We start from the raw sequence: 26,426 nt of genomic DNA on the forward strand, positions 1-26,426 counted from the left end.
GGTAATCGCATCATTTAAACCGAAAAGAGTATCTCATTCAGGGATCCGGCAAATTTTATCATTTTCATGAAACACATCTACGCCATCATTATTTGCAGCCTGGTTCTTGCCAGTCAAGCAATGGCACAAACAGGCCAGGGAATCATCAGTGGAACTATTACCACTTCTGATGGCATCGCTGCTCCCGGCGTGTCCATACAACTCAAAAGCCGTAACAAAGGCACTGTCAGCAACGACAAAGGACAATATGAATTCAATAAAGTAAATCCAGGTAATTATATACTGTTGGTTTCACTGGTAGGCTACCGCACTGCTCAACAGGAAGTACAGGTAACTGCCGGCCAAACCAGCCAGGCCAATATCCGGCTCGACGCTTCTGATGCGCAGCTGAAGGAAATTGTGGTTTCCTCCAAACAAAAAAGGTATCAGGTTAGTGCAGTATCTCCATCTCTGCGACTCACCACTCCCCTGCTGGAAACACCCCAGAACATCCAGGTAGTAACCAACAAACTGCTCGCTGACCAACAGATCTTTGATATGCTGGAAGGTGTTACCCGCAACGTCAGCGGCGCCACCAAACTGGAACACTGGGACAACTACGCTTATATTAATATGCGTGGCTCTCAGATCGCAGCCTTCCGGAACGGTATGAACGTGCAGATGCCATGGGGCCCGCTCACGGAAGATATGAGCATGGTAGAGCGGATCGAATTCGTAAAAGGACCGGCAGGCTTTATGATGGCCAACGGAGAGCCTAGCGGCTTCTATAACGTCGTAACCAAAAAACCTACCGGTATCACCAAAGGAGAAGCCGCCGTTACAGTAGGTAGCTTCGATACATACCGTGCCACCGTTGATCTCGATGGCAAACTGGAAAAGAAAGGTAAATTATTATACCGCCTCAACCTGATGGGCCAACTGAAAGGTTCCCACAGACCATTTGATTACAACAACCGTTACACCATCGCACCGGTGCTGATGTACAAATTCAGCGACCGTACCAGCCTGACAGCAGAATATACTTACCAGTATTCCAAAATGGCGATGATCGGTGCCAACTACGTTTTTTCACCAAAAGGTTATGCTGATCTCCCCCGGAATTTCACCACAGCGGAGAAAAACATGCCACCTACCCATGTCAATGACCATAGCGCCTTCCTGACCTTCCAGCACCAATTTAACAGCAAATGGAAGCTGACTGCGCAAACCGCTTATTTCAACTTTACCCAGACAGGTAGCTCTATGTGGCCGGATTCCCTGAAAGCCAACGGTGATATGTATCGCGCTACCAGCCTGTGGGATGCTAAAGGGAAAAACCTGATGGGACAGGTATTTGTAAACGGAGAATTCCAAACCGGTAGTCTGCAGCATAAGGTATTGGCAGGCATCGACGTAGGCCGCAAACAATACATCGCAGCCTTCGGCCCGGCTTACTCCCTGAATGGCACCAAAGGTCCTTTCAACATCTACCATCCTGAATACGGTAACGTACCGGACATGCCGCCGTTCGACCGTTCCAAACCACTGAAAGAACGTATTAAAGATGTATCTAATTCCAATGAAGATCAACGTTATCAAGGTATCTACATCCAGGATGAAATACATATGTTCCGCGATATCGTACGTTTAACACTGGCCGGCCGGTATACTGCCGCCCAATACTATACAACTGATACCGCAAAAGCATCCCAGTTTACACCGCGTATAGGCCTGAGCGTTTCCATCGATAAAAACACATCGGTGTATGCTTTATATGACCAGGCATTTGTACCACAGGCCGGTAGAATTTATCCGAACAAATCACCTAAACCACTGATAGGTGAAAACATTGAATTCGGTATTAAAAGAGATTGGTTCCAGGGCCGCTGGAATTCTACCGTATCTGCTTACCGCATCCGCAGAAAGAATCAGCTGGTTACAGATCCCGAGGCACACGGTGAAGCTGGACTGAACTACTCGCTGCAATTGGGACAAAGCGAAACGAAAGGTGTTGAAGCAGATATCCGCGGTGAAATTCTGCCGGGATTAAACCTCACCCTCAACTATGCCTTTACGGAATCCAAAATCACCCGGGCCGAAAAACCGGAAGATGTAGGCAACCCGGTTCCTGGCTTTGCTAAACATAACTCCAACGGTTGGTTATCTTACCGGCTGGGTAAAGGAGCGCTGAAAGGTGTTGGCGTTGCTGCCGGTTATCAGTTCCTGTCTGACCGCTCTACCTGGGCATGGGCAGCCAGTAACCAATTGGCATTACCTGATTATTTCCGACTGGATGGTGCTGTATCCTGGCAGAATAATAAGTATGCTGTATCTGTAAATGTGAATAACATCCTGAATAAATACCTTTATTCAGGTTCACCATATGGTGATTTCTACTACTGGCAATCTGAGCCTGGCACTAACTTCCGTGCCAGCGTAGCCGTGAAGTTCTAATCTCCGGTCACCTTAAAAAGAAAATCGCCTGTAGCTGTCTGCTGACAACTACAGGCGATTTTCTTTTAAGCACTACCTTACAGTTTGAATGCGTTCACATTCCCTGAAAAATCTGCTACATACAGCAATCCGTTACAGATAGCCATTTCTGCAAACACCGGCGCCCCCACATTAAAACGGGACAACGCCTTGCCGGTGGCTCCATCTATCACATATACATAGCCATCGGACGCCCCCACATAGATTTTGTTACCCACCACCAGCGGTGTAGACTCAATCGTAGCAGAAGAAGGTCCTGTATAAGGAGCCGTGTAGAACAAGGCTTCCTGCGGCACAAAGCGCCACTGCAGTTGTTTTGTTTGTTTATCAAAAGCCATCATGCCATGAGAAGCGGTAGCAATGATAATATGCTGTGCCGTTACCACCGGCGCCGTCATCGTTTTCAGCTCACCTTCCACGGGAATACTATCTACTGTTTGCCCGTTTGCAGGATCAATGATATGCAGTTTGTTGATGCCATGCACATATAACCGGTTACCATAAAATGCCGCTGTACCACTGCGGAAACGGATACCACCGTCTTCTCTTTTCCACAACACTTTACCGGTAGCGGCATCATGTGCGAACAGGTGGTTCCAGTTGGAAGAAGTAACGAGCAGACCGTCTTTCAACGACATCGCTGCCGGCGTACCTTCGCCGCCTCTCCAGTCACGGTTCGTCCATTTTACCTGTCCGGAGGCTACTGTTAAGGCTTCCAGGTAGTTGCCAGCGCCGGTATAATATATCCCGTCTCTGGCCACGCCACCGGAGTTATACGCTGGCAGGGAGTGTTGCGGGCCTGCGTGCTGCCACTTTATTTTACCGGTAGCCGCTTCCAGCGCATAGGTAATACCTTCTGCATCGGTAGCCAGCAATACACCGTTATGATAACTCATGCTGTGTTTCACCGAATTATGGGTAGGTACCTGCCATAAACGTTTGCCCGTAGCGGCATCCAGGGCCATAATACCACAATGGGTGTTTTCTTCATCGTCGATAGTCGCTACAAATACTTTCCCTTCTGCACATACCGGCGACGACTTCCAAATATTACCGCCTATGTTGGCAGACCATGCCAGTTGCAGCGACGGCGCGGTAGCAGTCGCATTAGCCACGGTTCCCTGACGCAGGGCATCCTGCAGTACTTCCGGCCATACCTGGCCTGTAACTGCAGGCAGCGGTGTTTTTGCCAACCGGAAAGTATCCCGGCGGAACAGTATTTTCCCGGTACCCAGGGTAGCTTCTACCGTAGAAGTATATACGTTTTGCATACCAGCAGCTGGTACCGGTATCGTAGCCGCCCAGTTCCAGTCCGTACGCGGCTGGAGTTGCAGTTGTTGTACCTGTTTGCCCTGCTGATCGAATAAGGTAAATCGTACTGATTTCACGGGGGAAGCTGTCTGGTAGGCATTTACACTCACCAGTACCTGATTGTTGTTAAAGGCCACTCCGCCGGCAGCGGGAGAAACCTGTACCAGCTGGTTATCCACATAGGTATAACGCCTTTGCACATACGAAATACCGTTTTTATCGATACCGATCACATCAAAGTTGGCCGCAGAATTATCGATACCACCATCTGGTGCTGGTGCAGAACAAAGTGAACGAACGCCGTTTTTTCCATGGGTACGGGCAAAGTTGATATGCCAGTGGCCATAGATCCAGGCTTTGAGGCGATGGTCATTCAGGTTGATGCTGTCTTTACCGGAACGGATGGTAAACAGGGTATCATAGGTGAGTAAGTCGTGATTAAATGCAATCACCGGTTTAGCCGGATCAGCATGTGCCAGGTCATTTTTCAGCCATTGCAATACGTCTTCCACAGTATAGGAGGGCTGGTAATCTCCGTAACGCATAGGCGTTACAATGAAATGCGCCGGGCCTGCTTCAAAAGAATAAAACACAGGACCGAAGAGCGATTCATACAAGGCTTCGCCGTAAGGACCTTTTACCAGGTCGTGGTTCCCGATACAATAGTATACCGGTAATCCCATGGTGCTGGTGTTAATTTGCTGGGCATGAAACTGCAAGCCTTTTTCATAACAGATATCACCGGTGTGAATCATGAAATCAGCGCCTTCATTGCGGGCATAATCCCGGGCTTCTGTTGCCCAGTTATTATACAAAGCTGTTTCTGTATCCGTGAGGCGCACAAATTTGGCCACCGCACCTTGTTTCACGGGTATCACCCCAAAGTTATAGGCAGTGATACTGCTATCAATCCGGGCATAAAATGACTTGCTGAATTTGTAGCCGGCAGGTGTGGTAATAAATATAAATCTGTTTTTTACGTGTCCCGGCAGGTGATAGTTACCGGTGGCGTCTGTGACAGTCACCTGTAATCCATCAGATACTCGAACACCGGAAAGGCCGGTTTCTCCTGCTTCGCAGGTACCATTCGCATTTTTATCAATAAAAACCTTTCCTGAAAATCCCTGCGCCATACCGGTCTTAAAAAACAGTACAGCCGTCAACGTTATAAAGATATTTTTTATCATACAGTAATTTTAAAAAACAAAACGCATTGTACAGCAGGAGTGGGTGAATATATCCACGGAGGTCTGCTGTACAATGCGCCGTATGTACTACGTAATACTACTAACCTACCATCCGTAAAGCTGTACCAGGTTTTTGTTCAGTACAATCTGATCCAGCGGAATCGGGCGATAATAATATTGTGGCTCCCGGAAGGTACGGCCGGCCTTATCAGCAGTAAACATGATATGTCCGCTGTTGCCATTTTCCAGGTAGAAGTTATTCTCCTTGCCATTATTATCTTTCAGGTAATAACGGGTTATTTTAGCTTTTATATCAGCGGGTAATCCTGCAATAGCAGAAGAGTCATTCGGACTGGGCAGAATAGCGAAATCCGGTTGGTTATCTCCTGTCATATCTATGGCTCCCAATGCTGGCACGTACATACCCTGTGGCTTTTCTGCCAGGCGGGCGCCGGCTCTCCATCTGCTGACATCGTTGAGACGTAGTCCTTCGCAGGCCATCTCCACTCTTCTCTCGCGACGAATTTCCAGGATTATTGCTTTGTTACCAGATTTGATGTTGTTGTATTCACCAGACAATACAGGGTCTAATGCTACACCCAGGCTCAGGCCCGGCATCTGTACCCGGCGACGCAGTTCTCCGATGGTTTTGTCGAGATCTGTCTGCGTAATGGTTCCCAGTTCTGCTTTAGCTTCCGCATAATTCAGCAGTACTTCTGCAAAACGATAGATAGGCAACGCAGTATAGTTGGCATCCCAACCCTGACGTGCTGCCGGATCACGCGGATAGAATTTCAGCTGATCATAGCCACCCAGGTTAGGCTTGGCTACATATTTCACATCATTCTGCATGGTAGAGAAACCAGGGAAAGCTACGGTTTCGGCTAAACGGGGATCGCGGTCCTTAAAGCTGGTGACGAAATCCGCTTTCTGATAACCAGGTACAGCGCTGAAAGGCGTACCATCTTTCATCAGGTAGCTGTATACCAGGCTTTGGCTCAGCGACCAGGTCCAACCCAATACAGAGTGGGTATTGTTACCTTTACCCAGGCTCTGTGGATAATCACGCCACAAAATAATCTCCGGATTAGCAGCCAGGGAAGGACTGGTAAACAGCGCGGTATAGTCTGCTCCACCTTTTCCGGTACTATAGATACGGAACTTCTGGCTATCCATAATTTCCTGAGCGGCTGATGCTGCCCTGTTCAGGAATTTCACTTCAGTACCACCCAGTTTAAGGTCTTCATGGTATTTACGGAAAGTGCCTTCAAATAAACAAAAGCGGGACGTTAATGCCAATGCAGCCCATTTATTCACCCGGGTACCATTGACACCCATATCCGGCTTAATGTTAGCTACGGCGTATTCCAGATCCGCCAATATAGAATCTGCGATCAGGGTACGGGGATCACGGGCTTTATAAATATCCGGATCTATATCTGATAACGCATGTGAATACCAGGGAACATCACCATAGGTAGCCAGCATTCTGAAATAAAACCGCGCACGGAGATAACGGGCGATACCAATGTAATGATTAATAGCGGACGGATCACCCTGTGCTTTGTATACGTTATCCAGCATAAAGTTGATACTACGCAGCTGATTCCAGCTATCCCACCCACCTGCTGTAGCAGGGGTAATGGAGTTCCGTACCAGTTTATCCAGGTCACTGCCGGGATAGCTGGAAATATTATCGGAACTACCATCATCGGTATTGGCTACCACTTGTTTATCATACAATCCGTTGATATAGGTATCCAGGTCTTTCGGTGAATTGAAATAAGCATCCGGAGAAATTTCCGTCTGCGGCATACGTTGCAGGAAGTCCTTGTTACAGGAAGCTGCCGTACAGCCTAATATGAAGAATGATAATAAAAGCCGCTTATGTTTCATGTTGCACAATTTAGAATTCATTAAAAGTTCAGATTAAAACCGCATGAATAGGTTTTCTGATAGGGATAAAGAGAACCTTCCAGACCTTCCGGATCAATATTCGCTTTCAGGTGAGAGATCGTAAAGATATTCTCTGCACTGAAGTAGAAGCGCAGTCGCGCTATTCTGTATTTCTCTGTCAGTTTTTTAGGCAGGGTATATCCCAGTGTCACATTCTTTAAGCGGGCATAGGCCGCATTTTGCAGATACCGGGTCTGTGGTGCACCCAGTTCGGATTTATCTTCCGCGATGTAGGATTTAACACGTGGGAAATAAGCATCCGGATTTTCTGGTGTCCAGTGGTCCAGGTTGTGCAGCTGTACATTGGTCCAGGGCTGTGCATAAACACCCCAGAAGTAGTGGTTACCTGCATTCGGATACCAGTCTCTTTTACCAATACCCTGAATCAGCGCACGGAAATCAAAGCCTTTATAGGCAGCAGTCAGGTCAACGCTATAAGGGAAACGGGCCGCGCTGTTACCAATAATTTTACGGTCGCCCGGATTGCTGATGGTATTATCACCGTAATCAATAGAGCTGGTATTACCATCCAGGTTTTTGAATTTCAGGTCGCCTACATAAAATTTATAGTTCTGATCATCGGAACCTACTTTGGTTTGATCCGGATGTGCGTCTATTTCAGCCTGGCTCTGGAAAAATCCTTCTGTTACCAGCCCCCAGATATCCCCGATTTCCTGGCCATTGTAGTAGTTACGGTCTTTCAGGTCGGAAGCATCATAGTTTTTCAAGGTACCGGTTGGATTCGCAAAACGGGTAATGAAGGAACGGCTGTCTGCCATCAGGAAACGGATGCCATAGCTGAAATCATCTTTCCCGATTTTGAACTGATCGCGCCAGGAGATAGTCATTTCCCATCCACGGGTTTTCAGATCAGCGGAGTTGGTACGGGGAGCCGGAGCACCGTAGGTATTAGGCAGTTCCTGGCTTTTAGCGAACATACCATTGGTATATCTGGTATAACGGTCATAGCTAAACGATAATCTTTCTTTCAGCAAACTGAAATCGATACCACCATTGATGGTTTTTACCTGCTGCCAGGTGTAGGTAGCTGTCACAGGATCAGGGCTCAGTACACCGATCGGCAATTTACCATCGAGTACAGCATTAATCGTTTCTCTTTTCATCAATGGCATATAACCATATGGATCCCATTGCTGATCACCCAAAGAACCATAGGAAGCACGGAGTTTCAGGAAGTCGAGACCAGCAGCCTGTTTCACACCGGCAAAGAATTTTTCTTTAGACACTACCCAGGCTGCAGAAGCAGATGGGAAGAATCCCCAACGGTTGTCGCTGCGGAAACGGGAAGAGCCATCATTACGGGCATTCAGTTCCAGCAGGTACTTATCGTCGTAGGCATAATTAACACGGTAGAAAATACCTCTTACTGCCCAGTCTTCAATCTGTTGATCCTGGGTCATATTACCGGTAGTCAGCTGTGTAGTAGGATACTGGTTACTGATGAGGTTCATCGCCTTTACCACAAACTGGTTGTAGTAGTGATATTCCTGGTTGAAACCAACCAGCGCGCCTACCGCATGTTTTTTATTGAATGTTTTATGGAAATCAGAATAAACGTTATACACGTTATATTTCACATCGATGTCGGAGTTCTGCGCCCAGGACTGGTTACCACTGGTGTATTCCAGGTTCTTTTTAGGGCCTTTGCGATAAGCTACCGGCAGTTCATATGCCTGTCCCAGATTGCTGCCCCGACGGAAAGTTGCATCTCCTTTCAATGTCCAGACATCTTTTATCAAACCGATTTCTGTATTGATGGTGGTCATAAACTCACCCCAGGTATTGATCCGGCGGCCGCCTTCCTGTAAGGTACCCAACAGGGCTGCACCGTCGGAAGTCCAGGTACCATCCGGGTTACGGGGTATCGACAAAGAAGGTGTACGGTTGGCATTATGGAAATAGTTTCCTTTGGAATAAGTGGCGGATGGCTCGTTATAGGTAGTATTGGTATACATGGTGTTGGTACCTATCTTAAAACGATCGTTGAAAGTATAGGTAGCTTTTGCACGCAGGTTATATCTTTTATAGGTATCGGGATTATAACGCATCATACCATCCATGCCGAAGTATTCACCGGACAGATAATAGTTCAGTTTTTCGTCGCCCCGGGAAATGCTGAAATTAGCATTGTAAGATGGAGCCGATTTGGCATATACTTCCCGCAACCAGTCGGTAGTGCCATAATAAAACCATTCATCCTTATTGGTAGGGTTGATGATCACACGCGGTAAAGAAGGATCTTTCTCCAGCGCTTCTGCGTGCGCTCTTTGGGAGGGCGGATACAGATCATATAATGGTGTAGCCGCATCATGTTTATATTGCATCACGGTCAGCGGATCTGTTACCATTTTAGGTACCCGGCCCAGTGTACGCACCGCGTAGTTGGCGTTGGCAGTCATGGCAATACGACCATCCTTACCGGATTTGGTGGTAATGAGCACTACCCCGAAAGCCGCACGGGCGCCGTAAATAGCTGCGGATGCCGCATCTTTCAGGATGGTCACGCTTTCCACGTCAGCAGGGTTCAGGCGGGATACCTCTTCGTTGGTAAAAGGAATGTTATCTACCAGGATAAAAGGATCGCCCCCATTGATGGAAGTCATACCACGGAGGTTGAACTTCGCGGCATCAGAAGAACGACCGCTGGAATTGGTAATATTCAGGTTGGGCAGCAAACCTTGTAAACCGGTACCTAAGTTGGTGATAGGACGGCTTTCCAGTTCTTTGCCGGAGATTGCATCTACGGCGCCGCTCAGGTTAATTCTTTTCTGTTTGCCATAACCAACTACCACTACTTCATTCAAACCGCTGGAATTGGCTTTCAGCGCAATGTTGTAGCTCTGGTCTTTTTTGGCGGTCATTTGTTTGGCTTCATAACCTACATAGGTAAATTCCAGGGTGCTGTTTTCCGGAACATCCATGTCAAAGCGGCCATTTTCATCGGTTTTGGCGCCTTGGGTGGTACCTTTTACCAATACCGTTACGCCGATGAGCGGCAGCCCCGCTTCGTCTGTTACCTTTCCTCTTACATGTATGTGCTGAATAGGATCTCCGGCTTCCACAATCACCACCAGATTATCTTTCAGGATCTTATAGTCCAGCGAAGTGCCTTCCAGCGCTTTATTCAGGATATCACGCACCGGTGCATCCTTCATTTTAATGGATATCTTCTTATCGGGAATAATAGCGTTCTTATACAAAAAAGTATAATCGCTCTTATTTCCGATCACATTCAGCAACTTCCCAATGTTGATATTGTTGTAGTCAACACTGATCTTTTCCTGCGAAAATCCATGTGCGCTCAGCTGCAAAAAACCAGCACAAAGCAATACAGATGTTAGTTTCATACGCAGTAACAGTTTCCCCATATCCCTTTTGGGGATATTAGCAGGCCACCAATAACTTTTTTTCATAAATTTGTTTCGTTAGGTTAAATAATCAGGCCATTACCAGATTGTGTGGATCGGTTTACATTGTTTAACCAGCATTTTAAAAGGGGGAATGTTGGCGCATTTCCCTTTTTTTATATGCTGATGCCTATAAAATCTGTGTATTAGTTTATTGTTCCATGAATGCTTGTGTTATGGAGATGATCACCATATGTAAATAACATTTTCACTGTTGTTCACTTCATAATGAAATCCGGTCATCAGTTGCAAAGCCTGTAATATTTCTTCCAGGTGTTGTTTGCGGAAGGCCCCGGTAACTACTTCCTTTTTATAGCGATCGTTCCTGAACTTTACGGTAACATTATACCAGCGTTCCAGGTCATGTGACAATTGCTCCAGTGTGATCTTGTCAAACTCAAACCGGTCGCTCATCCACGCCGTTTCCAGGTTGACGGCATCCGTTTGTCCGGCAGCATTTATTTTTACAGGTGTAATGGCATAAGACTGGTCAGTCTTATTATTATTGGTAATAGTTGGCTGTTGTTGTGCCGGCAGGCGATTGCCGATAGTCAGCTTCTGCTCCGGTTGTAATACCACCACCCTTTGTCTGGCGGTTGTATTTTCCGGGAAATGCACTTCTACCTTCCCGCTCAGCAAAGTTGTTTCTACGGTCGCATCTTCCGTATAGGCTTTCACGTTAAATACGGTACCCAGTACCCGGATGTTGACCTGCCCTGCCTTTATCATAAAAGGATGCGACGGATCCTGCTTTACATCGAAGTAAGCTTCTCCGGTGAGTACCACTTCTCTTTTTCCGCTCAGAAAACGGTTGGCATCATATTGCAAACGGCTGCAGGCATTTAATACCACACTGGTCCCGTCTGGCAATATCAGCGATGTTTTGGAGCCATTTTTTGTAATGACCTCATTCCGGTAGGTGGTTTTGCCCGGCATTTGCCAAAGACTGTAGGCGGTTACCAGGATGGCAATACAAGCTGCGATACCGGTCATCATTTTCCAGGGAGCCATTTTCTTTATTACAGCCTTTTCCGGCTGCGCAATGAAGTCACTGATACGATCCCATCCCTCCTGTAGTAATTGCTGCTCTTCGGCCCCTGAAAATCCTTTTGCCACACGTACATCGGTCACCTCCTCTACAATAGTAAAGGCATACTGCCATTCCGGGAATCGGGCAAGCAACAGCTCCAACTCTTCCAGTTCGGCTACAGTAGCTTCATTTGCTACCTTTCTGGCCATCAATATATTTATCCGGTGATGCTCGACCATTTACTTTTTTGTACGTGTTACAGGAGAAGGACGAAAAGAAAATAAAAAACCCCCAAAGCCCCCAAAAAATATTTTTGAGCGACCACCAATTTTAAAGGATACCCGAAAAGATATGCGATGAATGAGGGCTGGACGCAGAACCGGGATATATCTTTGCTCCGGGCGGCTCTCCGGCAGGAGAGATCCCTATCAGATTACCGCAAAATAGTATTATCTGCGAAAAAGCTTAACCAGATAAATTATTTTGTTAACTTTAGCTTAATCTGCGTTATATAATTTGCAACCATTATCAGCGGCTAAACAGGGATGGATCAGTGTACAATTAATGAGCTTTTCAGGGACATCACAGTGAAGAATGACCAGGCAGCCTTCAAGGCTTTCTATAATCATTTCTTTGTCAAACTGCTTCGTTTTTCCTACACGCTCACCCGTTCCAAAGAGGTAGCAGAAGAAATTACGAACGATGTTTTCATGCATTGCTGGCAAAAAAGGCAGTCTTTGACGGATATTAAAAATCCGCAGGTATATCTTTTTGTGGTAGCAAAAAATCGCGCTATTGACCATATGCGCAAGCAGGCCGCATCCCGGCAGGTAGCTTTTTCGGAAACCGATAAGCTCGAAATCGCCTTCGACAGTGATCCGGAACAACTGATGATCTCTGCAGAAATGATCCGTAAAATGGAATTCACCATCCAGCAGCTCCCCCCTAAATGTAAGATGGTGTATGTGATGGTCAAACAATATGGCCTGAAATACAAAGAAGTAGCTACCCTCCTCAACCTCTCCGTTAAAACGGTGGAAAACCAACTGGCCATTGCCATCAAACGACTTACCCAGGCCGTGAACTTCACCCTGGAAAAACCACTGGAAAAAAGCGCCTGACAAGGATATCCTAAAAGCAGGATGCCTTTTCAAACAGCCCCGGATGGTAAAGCCCACACCAGCTACTGCTTAAAAAGACATCACATGCATACGTCCCTGATCGCCTAGTATCCCGGATTCTGTGGTTTCAGATTGGGATTGTTTTTCATTTCAAATAATGGTAACGGATATAGCAAATGCCTTTCTTTCAATGCCTGACCAGAGTTTTTGTTAATATGCCCCACAAACTCATCGAAGCCATTGTTATCTTCATTATATACTTTTCTCAACCGCACCATATCAAACCAGATAATACCTTCAAAACAGAACTCATGCCAGCGCTCGCGCCACACGGCTTTTTCAAAGGAAGCCTGGTCCAAACCGCTTAATGCAGCCAGTCCGGCTCTGCCACGGATTGCGTTCAGCGCAGCATACGCCTCCCCATTTGCCAGGCCCGTACGGTTCTGCGCTTCTGCATATATCAGTAATACTTCTGCATAACGGATCTGCGGTACATTCAGGTTACTTACGCCGGTACCTTTTTTACCCGGCTCACCATGACAGGTTACATCAAAGTGTTTGAAAATGTATGGTGCACCCAGTGGAAAAGGAGCGCCATTGCCTTTCACATAATAGGAAGTATAGAAAAACTGTTTTTCATCCGTGCGTTTATCTGCCGGCTCAAACTTTTTAAAAGAAGCATAGAAAGAAGGAGATACCACTTCACTACCCTGCCCACTACCTTTTTCGGAAATATCCTGCGCCAGTGAATTGTTGGGCAGCATCACCGTCTGTAATGGATTTTCTTCTACGCCGTTCAGGTACTGTACTTCAAAGATGTGTTCCAGTTTATTGTTCATCGCCGGGTTATGCAGATCTGCATAGCTGCTGAACAATCCTATTTCAGCCGGATGTGCCGTTGCATAGTCGATCACTTCCTTCGCCTTATCAGCCGCCAGTTTGTAATAAGCGGCGCCTTTATTCAGCGGATATCCTGCCATGGTGAGGTATACTTTCGCCAGCTGTGATTTCACGGCTGCCATACTTGCCCGGCCACTGTTATCGATCCAGGGCAGGCCTGCTGCTTCCGCTATTTTCAGGTCTGCTACAATGGCGTTATATACGTCTTCGGCTTTGGCACGACCAGGAGAAAAATCCGGAGATCCCGGTGTCTGGGATTGCAGAATCAGTGGAATATCGCCCCAGAAACGTACCGCATAGAAATAGGCCCAGGCACGCAGGAAACGGGCTTCACCCAGTACGCGGGTCCGTTGTCCTTCATCCATCGGATTGATCTTCGGCACATTGTCCAGTACCAGGTTGGTCTGTGCAATTTCTTTATACAATTCTTTCCACCACTGCTGGATATGGAGGTTATCGCCATTGTACACAAGTCCCAACAGGTTATTCAGGTCAGAATTCTGTGCCGTAGCCGATACCATGGTGCCGGTAGGGGCATCCAGTAACTGATAGTTGTTCGAAAATATACCAGCGCCCTTACCAATGAGCCGTGTACGTGCATACGCTGCAAATACAGCAGCATCGGCATGTTCAGGCAAGGTAAAATAACTGTCCGGCGACAGGTTGGAAGGATCTTTTTCATCCAGAAATTTAGAACAGCCGCTGCCACCGCCTATCAGCATCGCGCCACACAATACCAGCTGCCAGGTTTTATTCATGATATTTCTTTTCATAACGAATCTTTTGAGTACTGAACAAATTAGAATGCCACGTTTAATCCCACCATGTAAGTAGTAGGTTTCGGATAGTCGAAGAAGGTTTGTCCCTGCGCAAAGGCATTGCTGTAGGTCGTTACTTCCGGATCATTGCCACTGTACTTCGTAGCCAGGAAAAAGTTTTGTACGGAACCATAAATTCTCAATCGGCTGAGGTGCATTTTCTGGATTACTGCAGGGCTGAAAGTGTATCCCAGCAACAGGTTTTTACCGCGGATAAAGCTGCCATCTTCCACCCAGCGTGTATCCACATTCGTTACATACTGCGCAGCAGGATGTCTTACCGCTGCAATCGGCGTGTTTTGGTTTTGCGGCGTCCAGTAATCCAGTACGGATTTAAAGCTGTTGGCCAGGCCGGTACGGTCTTCTGCGGAGTGGTGCGCCATGTTCAGTACGTCGTTGCCATACATGTATTGCAACTCCAGGGTGAGATCAAAATTTTTGTATTTAAAGGTGTTGATGAATCCACCCCAGCCTTTCGGGTTACCATTACCAATGATCATCCTGTCGGCATCGTTGATCACATAATCACCGTTTACATCCAGGTATTTGATATCTCCCGGCAGCATGGTTTGTCCGCCGCGATAGCTTTGGAACTTTGCCGCTTCAGCTCTTTCTGCTTCACTCCAGGTACCCAGCCGCACGAGGCCCCAGAAGGAACCTACGGGTTCGCCTACACGAATAACGTTGGTCTGGTTGGTGAAGTTAGGACCACCAGAGCCAAAGATATCGGCATTGGTAGCCAGTGCCAGTACTTTGTTCCGGTTAAAGGAAATATTGAAAATGGTATTCCAGGTAAAATCTTTGGCATCTATCACCAGCGCGTTGATAGCGAGTTCCAGCCCTTTGTTTTCCATGGTACCAATGTTTTTCCGGATAGTGGTATAACCGCTGGTGGTAGGTACCGGTGCATCCAGCAACATATCCGTGGTTTTACGGTAATAGATATCCGCTTCCAGGTTGATACGGTTGTTCAGCAGGCCTATTTCCGCACCGGCGTCGAACTGGGCGGTTTTCTCCCATTTCAGATCCGGATTGGCGAGACGCTGTGTACCTACTCCCTGTACTTTGGCGCCACCGATGACAGCAGCATAGTCATTGTCTGCCGCCAGGGAAGCCAGAGAATTGTAGGACGGAATTTCTGAGTTACCGGTTAAACCATAGCTGGTACGCAGTTTCAGGTTAGATAATATCCTATTGCCTTTCAGGAAATCTTCTTCCGAAACTCTCCATGCCAATGCTGCAGAAGGGAAGAATGCATATTTGTGGTTTTTACCAAAACGGGAAGAACCATCCGTACGGCCGGTTAAAGTCAAGAGGTAGCGGTCTTTGTAACCATAGTTTACCCGGGCAAAATAAGAATTGAATGCAAAGCGGCTACGGGTGGAACCTACACCACTGGCAGGTATAACGGATCCTGACCCCAGGCTGTTGGTTTCAAAGAAGTCGGTAGAATAATTCTCTCCGCGGGCATTGAAGCCAAAGATATTGGTTTCCTGCCAGGAGGTACCTAATAAGCCGGTGAAGGAATGATCTTTCCCAAAGCGTTTGTTATAGGTCAGATAGTTTTCAAATGACCAGTAACTTTCGCGGTCATTGGCCGCAATAGCAATCCCCTTCTGAGAAGCAGAGATATCCAGCAGACTTCTGCCGTTCCATTCATTACGGCCACGGGTAACGATGTTGGCGCCCACCACACTTCTCAGTTCCAGGCCTTTTGCCAGCGTGATGTTGGCGTATGCATTACCCAGTGTGGTTTGGGTATTCAGCATGTATTTCCTGTCGGTAAGAATTTGTACCGGGTTGGAACCACCTTCTGCACCGGGGTATACTTTATTGTTGGCCCACGTGCCGTCAGCAAATTTTATAGGCAGGAAAGGCAATGCTTCCGTGATCATACGCACGGAGTTGAGCCCGCCGGTGCCGATGTCTACCAGGTTTTCTTCCTGGTTATTGTAGCTGAGGGAGCCGCCTACCCGCAGCCATTCCTTTACTTTGGTATCAATGGTAAAACGGGCAGAATAACGTTTCAGGTAAGAATTCAGTAGAAGTCCATTGTCATCCAGGTAGCCCAGAAACAGGCCATATTGCGTATCGGCGTTACCGCCAGTGAATCCCAGCTGGTGGCTTTGGGTAAGCTTCTGTTGTACCGATTCTTTCAGCCAGTCGGTATTATACAGCGGATTACCATTTTTGTCGAACAACCGGGGATCGGTTCTTTTCAGCGCCGGATTCAGGCTTACATAGTGTCCGGTATCCCATCCTACTTTATCATAGATGGCCGCATTTTTCCAGGCCTGATCTTCTACTGCCAGGTATTCGCGGGCATCCAGCATTTTCACACGACGCGGGCCGATGGTATTCAGGCTGAAATAATTGTCGTAGCTCACACGGCCGCCGGTGGCGGTTCCTTTTTTGGTAGTAATGAGTACAACCCCATTGGCGCCTCTCGCACCATAGATTGCTGTAGAAGAGGCATCCTTCAATACTTCCATTGATTCGATATCATTGGGATTGATGAAGTCAATCGCGTTGCTGCTCTGGGTTTGGGAGCCAACCGGTAAGGCTACACCGTCTATCACATACAACGGGTTGTTGGTGGTATTGATAGAACTGAATCCGCGGATACGTATGTTGGTTTGCCCGCCGGGCCGACCGGAGTTGGTATTGACCTGTACTCCGGCAATACGACCACTCAGCGCCTGGTTAACAGATGCTGCCGGGCGTTCCTGCAAAGCTGCCGCTTTGATGGAGGCAACGGCGCCTGTCAGGTCGGATCTTTTCTGGGTACCATACCCTACCACTACTACGTCCTGCAGGGATTTTACATCGGTGGTCAGGGCAGCATTCACCGTGGCGCTGTTACCCGTTAGTTTTTCCTGTGGCGTATAGCCTATAAAGGAAAATATCAGTGTTACATTATTGTCGGGTACGGAAAGGGTATAGCTACCATCGGCACCGGTCTGTGTACCGGTAGCGGTACCTTTGAGCTGCACAGACACACCCGGTAGCGGAGAATTATCCCGGGCATCGAACACCTTACCGGTGATCTTTTTGCTCTGGGAAAAGGCGATCAAAGTCATTAGCAGCAGCAATGTACTTTGGAGGCCTGTTCGCATCAGAAATGTCAACTTTTTCTTCATACGTTTTGGTTTTTTGGTTAATAAAGGTTTAAATGCTAAAACGATTTTGCAAAAAGGGGATACGATCTCTTCCCCGTGCAGGAAAAAAATGTCAAATGGAAACATGAAGGAAATATGCCTTTTTCAGGCAGGTGATTACAATAACTCTATTTTCGTATAATCATTCGCGTTATCATACGTATAAAGCCATCCTGTATAAATAAAACAACATAAGGGAAAGAAAACTGTCGGCAGCTGCAAGGCTGTGGACAACCGGCATTCCTGTTGCTCATAACGTGGATACACTGATGTTTTGCTGATCAGTTAAGATTGGCTTCAACTAAATACAGATTTGATTATACTGACAGTAAAAAATTTTATGGTTTAAAAATGCGGCTTACCTTAACGTGAAACATTTGTTACAATTAATAGATTTAGTGTTTAAACCCGCGTACATGCACTGAAACACAATACGAGTGGCATAACAATTCAGATCCTGAGCTACTGGTAGTATAATTAGATAGAACGGCTTTTCTCACCATAGCTCCGGTATAAAAATATAATTATTTCCAGATAACTAAAACGTTTTTGCAAAAAATTTCCAATCTGATGAAATATTACCGCGGAAGCCGGTAAATAACCGGTATACCGTTATTTTTTTCCCAGCAAAGCGGGTAACCCCTCCTGTTCAAAAATGATCCGGCCTATTTTCAGATCCGACCATCCCTCCCGCAGCTTATAGCGAAACTCAGGCACCTGTCCGTTCAGTACACAATCAATATAATAAGCACTGGTATCTCCGGTAAAAGGTTGCAGCTCATGCAGGTGGGTGGATATTACAAAGAAGCTGCCCGGGAAACCAGCCAGCCCGGTAATCGTCTGGCGGGAAATATCAATGGCATCTGTCGCATTGGTACCCCGGAAGAGCTCATCAAAAATAGCAAAGCAGCGTTTTCCGGCATGCGCTGCCTGCAATACCTCTTTCAGGTGTTTCACCTCCATCATAAAATGACTATGCCCGTTTTTAATATCATCCGATAACTGGATCGTAATGGTAATCTGGTCATAAAAAGGCAGCACACAGGATGCAGCAGGTACGCCCATACCCACATGCGCCAGGTATACGCATATACCCAGTGCTTTCAGTAAGGTAGACTTACCAGACATATTCGGACCCGTTAACAACATCACGGAGCCGGTTGTATGTAAATTATTCTTTACCGGATTTTTCAGCAGGGGATGATAAAAATCGGTCAGTGCCAGGCCACCTTCCCGGAACACCGGAAAACAAAAATGATACTTTTCCACACTACGGGCCAGTGATAACCAGGCTTCGTACCGGAAAAAAATATCCCAATGGGCACTGATTGCGGGGGTATCCATTTGCTGTAACTGATGCAGTAAATATACCTCGTCCCCGATATCGAACTTATTGCTACGGATACGTACCGCCAGCGCTGGTCCACGGAACCGCCGCAGGAATACCTGCAACCGGGCCAGCTCTTCTCCGAATACTGCCGGGAATACCCGGGCATCTATCTGATCAAAATACAGCTGCAGACTTTCCATCAGAAAAGTCAGCTGTATCAGCCGGCCACTCAGTGCATGCCGGTTGCGCCGGCGCCATAGCAACTGCAGGGCCGCCAGGGTTTTATTTACTTCGTAGTCAGCCAGCTCGTGCTGCTGGTGTAACAGGAAATAATATACCTCTTCAAAATCGCGCCGGGCATATTGCAGCAACGTATGTACGTAACCGTGATGAATCAGTGTTTGCAGTATCTTTTGCCGGTCGTATACTGCCACTTCATTTTCCGGCAGTTGCCGTAACAGGTTCACCAGTTCCTGCCGGGCATAACTATTGCCGGTAACATCCAATAAGGGTACGAGTAATTGTTCTATTTCAAGGTCAGTAACCTGCATAACACGGTAAAATGTGCCGGGTATCCACAGAAACTATGCCGGATATGGCTGATCTCCCCCGATTGGTTCATTTACCTGTATCCCGGATATGTACCGCTAAAAGAAGGCTTTGTAATTCGTTATTCTCATTTCGTATTTTTTTTTATACCTTATGCCCCTGGGAAAAGAGAGGAACTAATGGTGAATACCAGCGATATCAATGTGTTAAATGAGGCTGCACTGATCAGGGAGATTCATGCAAAATGCAGGCAGACCTTTACCTATGTCTATGAACGTCATTTCCAGGAACTGGCCATGACGGCATACCGCTATGTTAAAGATACCGGCATCGCACAGGAACTGGTGCAGGAAGTGTTCATTAAAATATGGGAACAACCTGCTCTTCTGGATGAAAACGGCTCACTACGCGCCTATCTCTACAAGGCGGTAATCAACTGTGCCCTCAATTATCTCAAACGGGAAAAAAATATTGCCCGCCATCATTCCCTTATCGCCCATTCCCTTACCGACAGCTATTTGCATAACCTGCAGGAAGAACAGGAATTAAAACTGCTCATCTATCAGCAAATCGAAAAATTGCCGCCCCAATGCCGGAAAATATTTAAGATGAGCCGCTTCGATGGGCTCAAGTACCGGGAGATAGCCGCACAGCTGCAGGTGTCGGAAAAAACAGTGGAAAATCATATTGCTCATGCCCTGAAAACATTGCGTGAGTCACTATTCCTGCATCAGGATTATAACCATCGCGATTACACTACCAACCTGAAACTCCTGCAACTCTTTTTACTGATTGCCGGAGGACTCTCCAACAAGTTGTAAAAAAGCAACATTTACATTAAGAATAAATAAATGTAATTTTTTTTGTGCCGACACTGGGGGTATCGGTATTTATTAATTGTATAACAATCAAAGGCATCGCCAAATGGAAAAAGAACAGTACAACTGGCAACAACTGGTACAATATTTCAACAACCCGGAAGACCCGGCGCTGGAAAAAGCTATTCAGGAATGGAGAGCAGCTTCGCCCGACAACGAACAACTGTTCGGACAAGTGCAACTGTTGTGGCAATTCGCGCCCGACCTGAAAGTGCTCGACCAGCTCAATGTACCTGCCGCTACTGTACAACTACATGCAGCCTTACCTTACAATGAACAGGAAGAAAAAATACATACACTGCCTGCACGCCGCTACAAATGGTTCCGGGTTGCCGCCATCGGTATCCCTGCCCTGCTGGCCGCCTGGTGGTTCTATCATGTGAACACAAAAATCAGCTATAAAGAACTCCGTACCCTTGCCGGTAACATCGATTCGGTAACGCTTACGGATGGTTCGCGCGTATATCTTGATAAGAATAGTACTATCCGCTATCCGGAAAATATGGCAAAAAGCCGTACCCTTTTTATGGACCAGGGCACAGCCTTCATTGAAGTTGCCGGAAATGCAGTTCATCCATTTATATTAAAACTGCCACAGTCCAGTATTACGGTACTAGGTACCGCTTTTAATATCCAGGTAAAGGAAAAAAGTATAGGCATTACCGTTAAGTCAGGTAAAATTAAATTTGAATCGGCACAGAACAATGAAAAAACAGCGGTATTAATAGCCGGCGAAGGACTCGAGTTTTCATCAGCGACCGGTCAGTTGCAACAGTTCAATGCTATTAACAGCAATGAAGATGCCTGGCTCACCCATGAATTGGTATTCGTAGATGCGCCACTGCAGGAAGTTTGCAGAAAAATAGAAACGCTATACAACGTGAAGATTCAATTGCAGGGAAAAGTACCCGTTAAAAAATTAAATGCCAATTTTAAACATAATAAACTGGAAGAAATACTGGAAATTTTACAAGCTGCCTACCCTATATCCGTTCAGCAACAGCACAACGATATAATCATTACCGGCAGATAGTTTCGTGCCTTTCTCCATTGTTTGCTTAACCACCAGAATGCTCAACTAAAAATCATTCGCGCAAATCTGTCTATTGCCAGAAATGCAACCAAAATCAGTACCGGCGGCTGTCACCTGTTTCCTCCTGGAAGCAGCGGGACATTGTTTGCCTGTCACCAAGTTTAACCTATAATAATATATACGATGTTTGAAATCCTTTACCAAAAAAAGCGAACAGGATCGATGCTGCTCTGTGTGCTTTTTACTGTGATTTGCCTGGAAAGCCGGGCGGTCTCTGTTACCAATGAACAGATCCAGGAAAAGCTGGAAAATGTGCTGAATAAAATGGAGAAAAAATATAACATTGTATTTGTGTACGATGCCTCCGTGATCAGCAAAGACATGCACATCGACCTGAATCCCGATAACCTGTCTATGCAACAGGCGCTGACACAACTCAGCAATAAAGGCATTGCCTTTAAAGTAATCGGCGATAAAGTAATTCTTACCCGGCAAACAACGCCCACACCACAGCAACAGGAACAGGTAACCGTAAAAGGCCGCGTGGGTACCCGCGCCGAAAACGGCGATGTTACCTTTGGCCCGGGCATCAGCATTGTAGAAAAAGGTACCTCCAACGGTACAGCAACAGATAGCAAAGGAGAATTCACCCTCAAGGTGAAACCCGGCGCTATCCTGGTTTTCAGCATGATCGGATTTAAAGCCCAGGAAGTAAAACAATCCGGTGACAAACCTATCATCATCAGCCTGGAAGAAAATATCACCAGCCTCAATCAGGTAGTAGTAACCGGTTACCAGACCATTGACCGTAAATTATTTACCGGTTCTGCCAGCACCCTCAAAGCCGCAGACGTAAAAAGAGATGGTATCAGCGACGTAAGCCGTATGCTGGAAGGCCGCGTAGCAGGTGTTTCTATCCAAAACGTATCCGGTACCTTCGGAGCTGCCCCTAAAATAAGGGTACGCGGCGCCACCTCCATTACCGGCGACAACAAACCATTATGGGTAGTAGATGGGGTAGTATTGGAAGATGTGGTGAATATATCCAACGAACAATTATCCACCGGCGACCCTTCTACCCTGTTAGGCTCTTCTGTAGCAGGTTTGAACCCGGACGATATTGAAAGCTTTCAGATACTGAAAGATGCTGCTGCTACCGCTATGTATGGCGCCCGCGCCATGAACGGTGTAGTAGTGATCACCACCAAAAAAGGACGTATCGGCAAACCGCTCATCTCCTACACCGGTAACTTCTCTACCTACATCAAACCTACTTACAATGATTTCAATATCCTGAATTCTGCAGATCAGATGTCGGTATATAAATCAATGGAAAGCAGAGGTATGCTCCTTTATAGTAAAGTAGCTACGGTACCGGATGGCGGCGTATTCAGCAAACTCGCCGACAAAATCAACGACCGCACTGTTTACAACGACGATAAATCTAAAAATGAATTCTTAAAGCGGTATGCACTTGCCAACACCGACTGGTTTGATGTATTATTCCGGAACTCCCTGATGCAGGAACATTCCCTCAGTATCTCTTCCGGTACAGAGAAATCACAACTGTACTTCTCTACCAGCTTCCTGAACGATAACGGATGGACCATCGGCGATAAAGTGAAACGCTTTACCGGTAACGCCCGTGCCAACTTCAACATCAGCCCTAAATTAACGGTAGGTCTCATCACCCAGGGATCTATCAGGGACCAACGTGCACCTGGTAGTGTGGGCCGTGTAAGTAACGCTGTAGAAGGTAAATTCGACCGCGACTTCGACATCAACCCATTCAGCTATGCACTGAACACCAGCCGCACCATGACCGCCTATGACGAAAATGGTAACCTGGAATATTTCAAACGCAATTTTGCACCGTTCAACATCATCAATGAACTGCAGAACAACACGCTGGACCTCACCATGGTAGACCTCAAATTACAGGGTGAAGCTACCTACAAAATAACACCTACCCTGAAATACACTTTCCTGGGTGCCCTCCGTTATGCGAAAACAAACCGTGAACATAAAGTAAGGGAAAGTGCCAACATGGCGATGGCTTACCGCGCTGCCGACAATGCAGACGTAGTGAATAAAAACAAATTCCTCTACCGTGATCCGGATGATCCGGAAGCATATCCTGCTGTAGTACTCCCTTATGGCGGTTTCTATAATACCAACGACGATTATCTGGTGAGCTACAACGTGCGCAACGCCCTGGAATGGAGTAAGACCTACCACGACACCCACATGTTTATGGTATACGCTTCCCAGGAATTACGCTATGCCAACCGGCAGAATAAATTCAATAACGGATACGGTTACCAGTTTGATAAAGGTGGTGTGCCATATGTAGACCCACGTATTATTAAACAGGCGGTAGAAGGCAACTTCGACTTCTATGGCATGACAAACTACTACGATCGTTTCCTCGCCTACATGGCCAATGCCGCTTATTCCTACAAAGGCAAATACAACATCAACGGAACAGTAAGATATGATGGCTCCAACCTGCTGGGTAAATCCCGTAATGCCCGCTGGCTGCCTACCTGGAACATCAGCGGATCCTGGAACCTGGATACCGAAGATTTCATGAAACAACAGGACCTGATCAACCGTATGACCCTCCGTGCTACGTATGGTCTTACTGCCAGCCTGCAGGGAAAAGCTACCAACTCCAGCCTGATCACCCGCAGCAGTAAAACCTACCGTCCTTACCTGCCGGAAATTGAAACTGTTATTAACATAGATGATCTCGAGAACTCCGAACTCACCTGGGAAAAACAGTATGAAACCAACATCGGTATCGACATCGGCATGTTCAAGGAAAGATTAACCGTTACGATTGATGGTTACAACCGTAATGGCTTTGACCTGATCAGCCCTATCCGTACTTCCGGTATCGGCGGCCAGTTCATCAAAAATGCCAACTATGCGGATATGAAATCAAAAGGATTGGAACTGACCGTAGGCGGCGCCATCATCCAGCAAAAAGACTGGGGTTGGAGAAGCCAGGTGAACGTGGCCTGGAACGAAAATAAAATCACCAACCTGAAAACCAATCCTAATATCTGGGACCTGGTAAGACCAGATGGTGGCCCAAGACTGGATCATCCTTACAGAGGCCTGTACTCCATTGATATGGAAAAACTCACCTCTACAGATGGTACACCTGTTTTCACTACCGAAAAAGGCGAAAGCAGAAATGACGTGAATCTGCAAAGCGATGCGATCAAATACCTGAAATACAATGGTCCGGTAGATCCTAAGGTAACCGGTGGTTTCTATAACGCCTTCCGCTATAAAAACCTCACCCTCTCTGCGTTGGTAACTTTCAGTGCAGGTAATGTGATCCGCCTGAATCCGGCCTTCAGCCAGACTTACACCGACCTTACCGCTATGCCCCGGGAATTCCTGGATCGCTGGCAGATGACCGGAGACGAAAACATCACCAATGTACCGGCATTATCTGATTTACGTGTCATCAACAAACTCACAGGTATCACACCTTATTATACCTATAACTATTCTACTGCCCGGGTGGCCGACGGAGGATTTATCCGTATGAAACAGATTGCGCTGAACTACAGCCTGCCTGTAAAATACACGGCTGCTATTGGTTTCAGCAATGCCTCCCTCACCCTGATTGCCAACAATCCATTCCTGATTTATTCCGATTCGAAACTGAAAGGTCAGGACCCTGAGTTCTTCCAATCCGGCGGTGTGGCATTACCCATTCCAAAGCAGTATACCTTATCCGTAAAAGTTGGTTTCTAATCTGAAAGCTCCGAACATGAAAAGTAAATTCATATATATATCAGCGTTAGCCGTTATGGCATTCACACCAGGTTGCAAAAAGTACCTGGAACAATTGCCGGATCAACGTACAGAAGTAAATTCACCGGCCAAAGTAGCGGAGCTCCTGGGCTCTGCCTATCCCCGGGCCAGCTACATCCCTTTCCTGGAAGGCATGTCAGATAACGTACAGGACAAAGGTACCGACAGAAATGACCGGGCCAACCGCCAGTCCTGGTTCTGGGAAGACCTGACAGACAGGGAGCAGGACACCCCTGATTTTTACTGGCAGAATGCCTATGCCGCCATTGCTGCCGCCAATCAGGCACTGGCAGTAATAGACGCCGCCTCCGATAAATCCGCCTACAGCGCTTCAAAAGGAGAAGCCCTGCTGGCACGTGCCTACGCACATTTTATGCTGGTGACCATCTATTCAAAAGCCTATGATGCCGGTACTGCCGGCACCGATCCGGGCATCCCTTATGTTACCACACCGGAAAATGTAGTCATCAAAAAGTATGAGCGTAAAACGGTAGCTTATGTATACGAACAGATCGAAAAAGATCTGACAGAAGGTTTGCCACTCATCAACGATAACTCCTATACCGGCGCGCCATCCTATCATTTCACCACCACGGCAGCCCATGCATTTGCTACCCGCTTTTATCTTTTCAAAAAAGATTACGCTAAAGTAGTGGCACATGCCAACAGCACCTTCGTAGGTGTTTCTGCACTGCCTTACCTGCGGCCGGTAAATACCGTGTATTCTAAAATGTCGCCGGGTGTAGCCCAGAAAGAATATACCAAAGCTACTACCAAAGCCAACCTCCTGCTGGCTGAAAGCCGTTCTGTATGGGCCAGAAACCTGGAAACCAACCGTTATGGCTGCGACCCGAAACTGGCGGACGCCTTACGTGATATCAATGTCAGCGGCGCCAGCTTCGACTACAAATTTTATTACCGGGCGCCGGAAAATCAGTTTACCCCTAAATTTGAAGAACTCTTCATCCGGGTAGACCAGAATGCCAATATCGGTACCCCCTGGAATATGATTCCTTTATTAACGGCGGAAGAAGTGTTGTTCAACAGAGCAGAAGCCAATACCGAATTAGGTAATTATGATGATGCGATCACTGACCTCAATGACTTCATCAGTCAGCGGGCCACTTCCTACAATCCGCTCCTGCATAGTCTCAGCCAGAACAAGGTAAGGGCTTATTATAAAACACCGGATACCAGGGCTGCACTGATCAGCAGCATCCTCACCTTCAAACGTTCAGAGTTTGTTTTTGAAGGGCTGAGATGGTTCGATATTCTGCGGCACAAACTACCGGTAACGCATATATCTTTTGATGGCAAAACAAGACGTACCCTGGGCCCCAGTGATCCACGCCGTATGTTGCAACTGCCACAGGAAGCACAATTATCCGGACTGGAATTAAATCCCCGTTAATCATCCTTAA

The 26,426-nt window shown here is 46.9% G+C and carries 13 protein-coding genes; 6 read left to right on the forward strand and 7 right to left on the reverse strand.

Annotation, left to right across the window (positions count from 1 at the left end):
• Positions 1-66: 66 nt before the first annotated feature.
• A complete protein-coding gene (locus OL444_RS30925) occupies positions 67-2,433 on the forward strand; it encodes a TonB-dependent receptor (protein WP_264726800.1) in 2,367 nt (788 codons plus the stop codon).
• A 77-nt stretch (positions 2,434-2,510) separates the two neighbouring features.
• Here OL444_RS30925 and OL444_RS30930 read toward each other — a convergent pair whose 3' ends face one another.
• The 4 genes from OL444_RS30930 to OL444_RS30945 form a co-directional block, all read right to left on the reverse strand.
• On the reverse strand, positions 2,511-4,970 hold the full coding sequence (locus tag OL444_RS30930) for an outer membrane protein assembly factor BamB family protein (protein WP_264726798.1): 2,460 nt from the start codon (positions 4,968-4,970) through the stop codon (positions 2,511-2,513).
• 105 nt (positions 4,971-5,075) lie between these two features.
• The gene (locus OL444_RS30935) at positions 5,076-6,866 is read right to left on the reverse strand and encodes a RagB/SusD family nutrient uptake outer membrane protein (RefSeq protein WP_264726796.1); all 1,791 of its coding nucleotides are present in this window, start codon (positions 6,864-6,866) and stop codon (positions 5,076-5,078) included.
• Between the two features lie 20 nt (positions 6,867-6,886).
• A complete protein-coding gene (locus tag OL444_RS30940; protein ID WP_264726794.1) occupies positions 6,887-10,294 on the reverse strand; it encodes a SusC/RagA family TonB-linked outer membrane protein in 3,408 nt (1,135 codons plus the stop codon).
• 246 nt (positions 10,295-10,540) lie between these two features.
• On the reverse strand, positions 10,541-11,593 hold the full coding sequence (locus OL444_RS30945) for a FecR family protein (RefSeq protein WP_264726792.1): 1,053 nt from the start codon (positions 11,591-11,593) through the stop codon (positions 10,541-10,543).
• A gap of 336 nt (positions 11,594-11,929) precedes the next feature.
• Here OL444_RS30945 and OL444_RS30950 point away from each other — a divergent pair, with 336 nt between their 5' ends.
• Positions 11,930-12,505 (forward strand): RNA polymerase sigma-70 factor, encoded by a 576-nt coding sequence (locus OL444_RS30950; RefSeq protein WP_264726790.1) that lies wholly within the window; start codon positions 11,930-11,932, stop codon positions 12,503-12,505.
• Positions 12,506-12,609: 104 nt separating this feature from the next.
• Here OL444_RS30950 and OL444_RS30955 read toward each other — a convergent pair whose 3' ends face one another.
• The 3 genes from OL444_RS30955 to OL444_RS30965 all read right to left on the reverse strand — a co-directional run bounded on the left by OL444_RS30955 (position 12,610) and on the right by OL444_RS30965 (position 19,262).
• Positions 12,610-14,178 (reverse strand): RagB/SusD family nutrient uptake outer membrane protein, encoded by a 1,569-nt coding sequence (locus tag OL444_RS30955; protein ID WP_264726788.1) that lies wholly within the window; start codon positions 14,176-14,178, stop codon positions 12,610-12,612.
• Between the two features lie 26 nt (positions 14,179-14,204).
• Positions 14,205-17,363 carry a SusC/RagA family TonB-linked outer membrane protein gene (locus OL444_RS30960; protein ID WP_264726786.1) on the reverse strand — a complete coding sequence of 1,053 codons (3,159 nt, stop codon included), beginning with the start codon at positions 17,361-17,363 and terminating at the stop codon, positions 14,205-14,207.
• 630 nt (positions 17,364-17,993) lie between these two features.
• The gene (locus OL444_RS30965; RefSeq protein WP_264726784.1) at positions 17,994-19,262 is read right to left on the reverse strand and encodes a MutS-related protein; all 1,269 of its coding nucleotides are present in this window, start codon (positions 19,260-19,262) and stop codon (positions 17,994-17,996) included.
• A gap of 177 nt (positions 19,263-19,439) precedes the next feature.
• On the opposite strand from OL444_RS30965, the gene OL444_RS30970 reads away from it, so the two are divergent.
• From OL444_RS30970 to OL444_RS30985, 4 genes are all read left to right on the forward strand, one after another.
• Entirely contained in the window at positions 19,440-20,081 is a 642-nt protein-coding gene (locus OL444_RS30970) for an RNA polymerase sigma-70 factor (RefSeq protein WP_264726783.1), read from the forward strand.
• A 103-nt stretch (positions 20,082-20,184) separates the two neighbouring features.
• A complete protein-coding gene (locus OL444_RS30975) occupies positions 20,185-21,171 on the forward strand; it encodes a FecR family protein (protein ID WP_264726779.1) in 987 nt (328 codons plus the stop codon).
• A gap of 222 nt (positions 21,172-21,393) precedes the next feature.
• Positions 21,394-24,945 carry a SusC/RagA family TonB-linked outer membrane protein gene (locus tag OL444_RS30980; protein WP_264726777.1) on the forward strand — a complete coding sequence of 1,184 codons (3,552 nt, stop codon included), beginning with the start codon at positions 21,394-21,396 and terminating at the stop codon, positions 24,943-24,945.
• Positions 24,946-25,000: 55 nt separating this feature from the next.
• Positions 25,001-26,416, forward strand: coding sequence for a RagB/SusD family nutrient uptake outer membrane protein (locus OL444_RS30985; protein ID WP_264726775.1), 1,416 nt, complete (start codon positions 25,001-25,003; stop codon positions 26,414-26,416).
• Positions 26,417-26,426: the final 10 nt, after the last annotated feature.

The organism is Chitinophaga nivalis (assembly GCF_025989125.1).
In the GTDB taxonomy this organism is placed as follows: domain Bacteria; phylum Bacteroidota; class Bacteroidia; order Chitinophagales; family Chitinophagaceae; genus Chitinophaga; species Chitinophaga nivalis.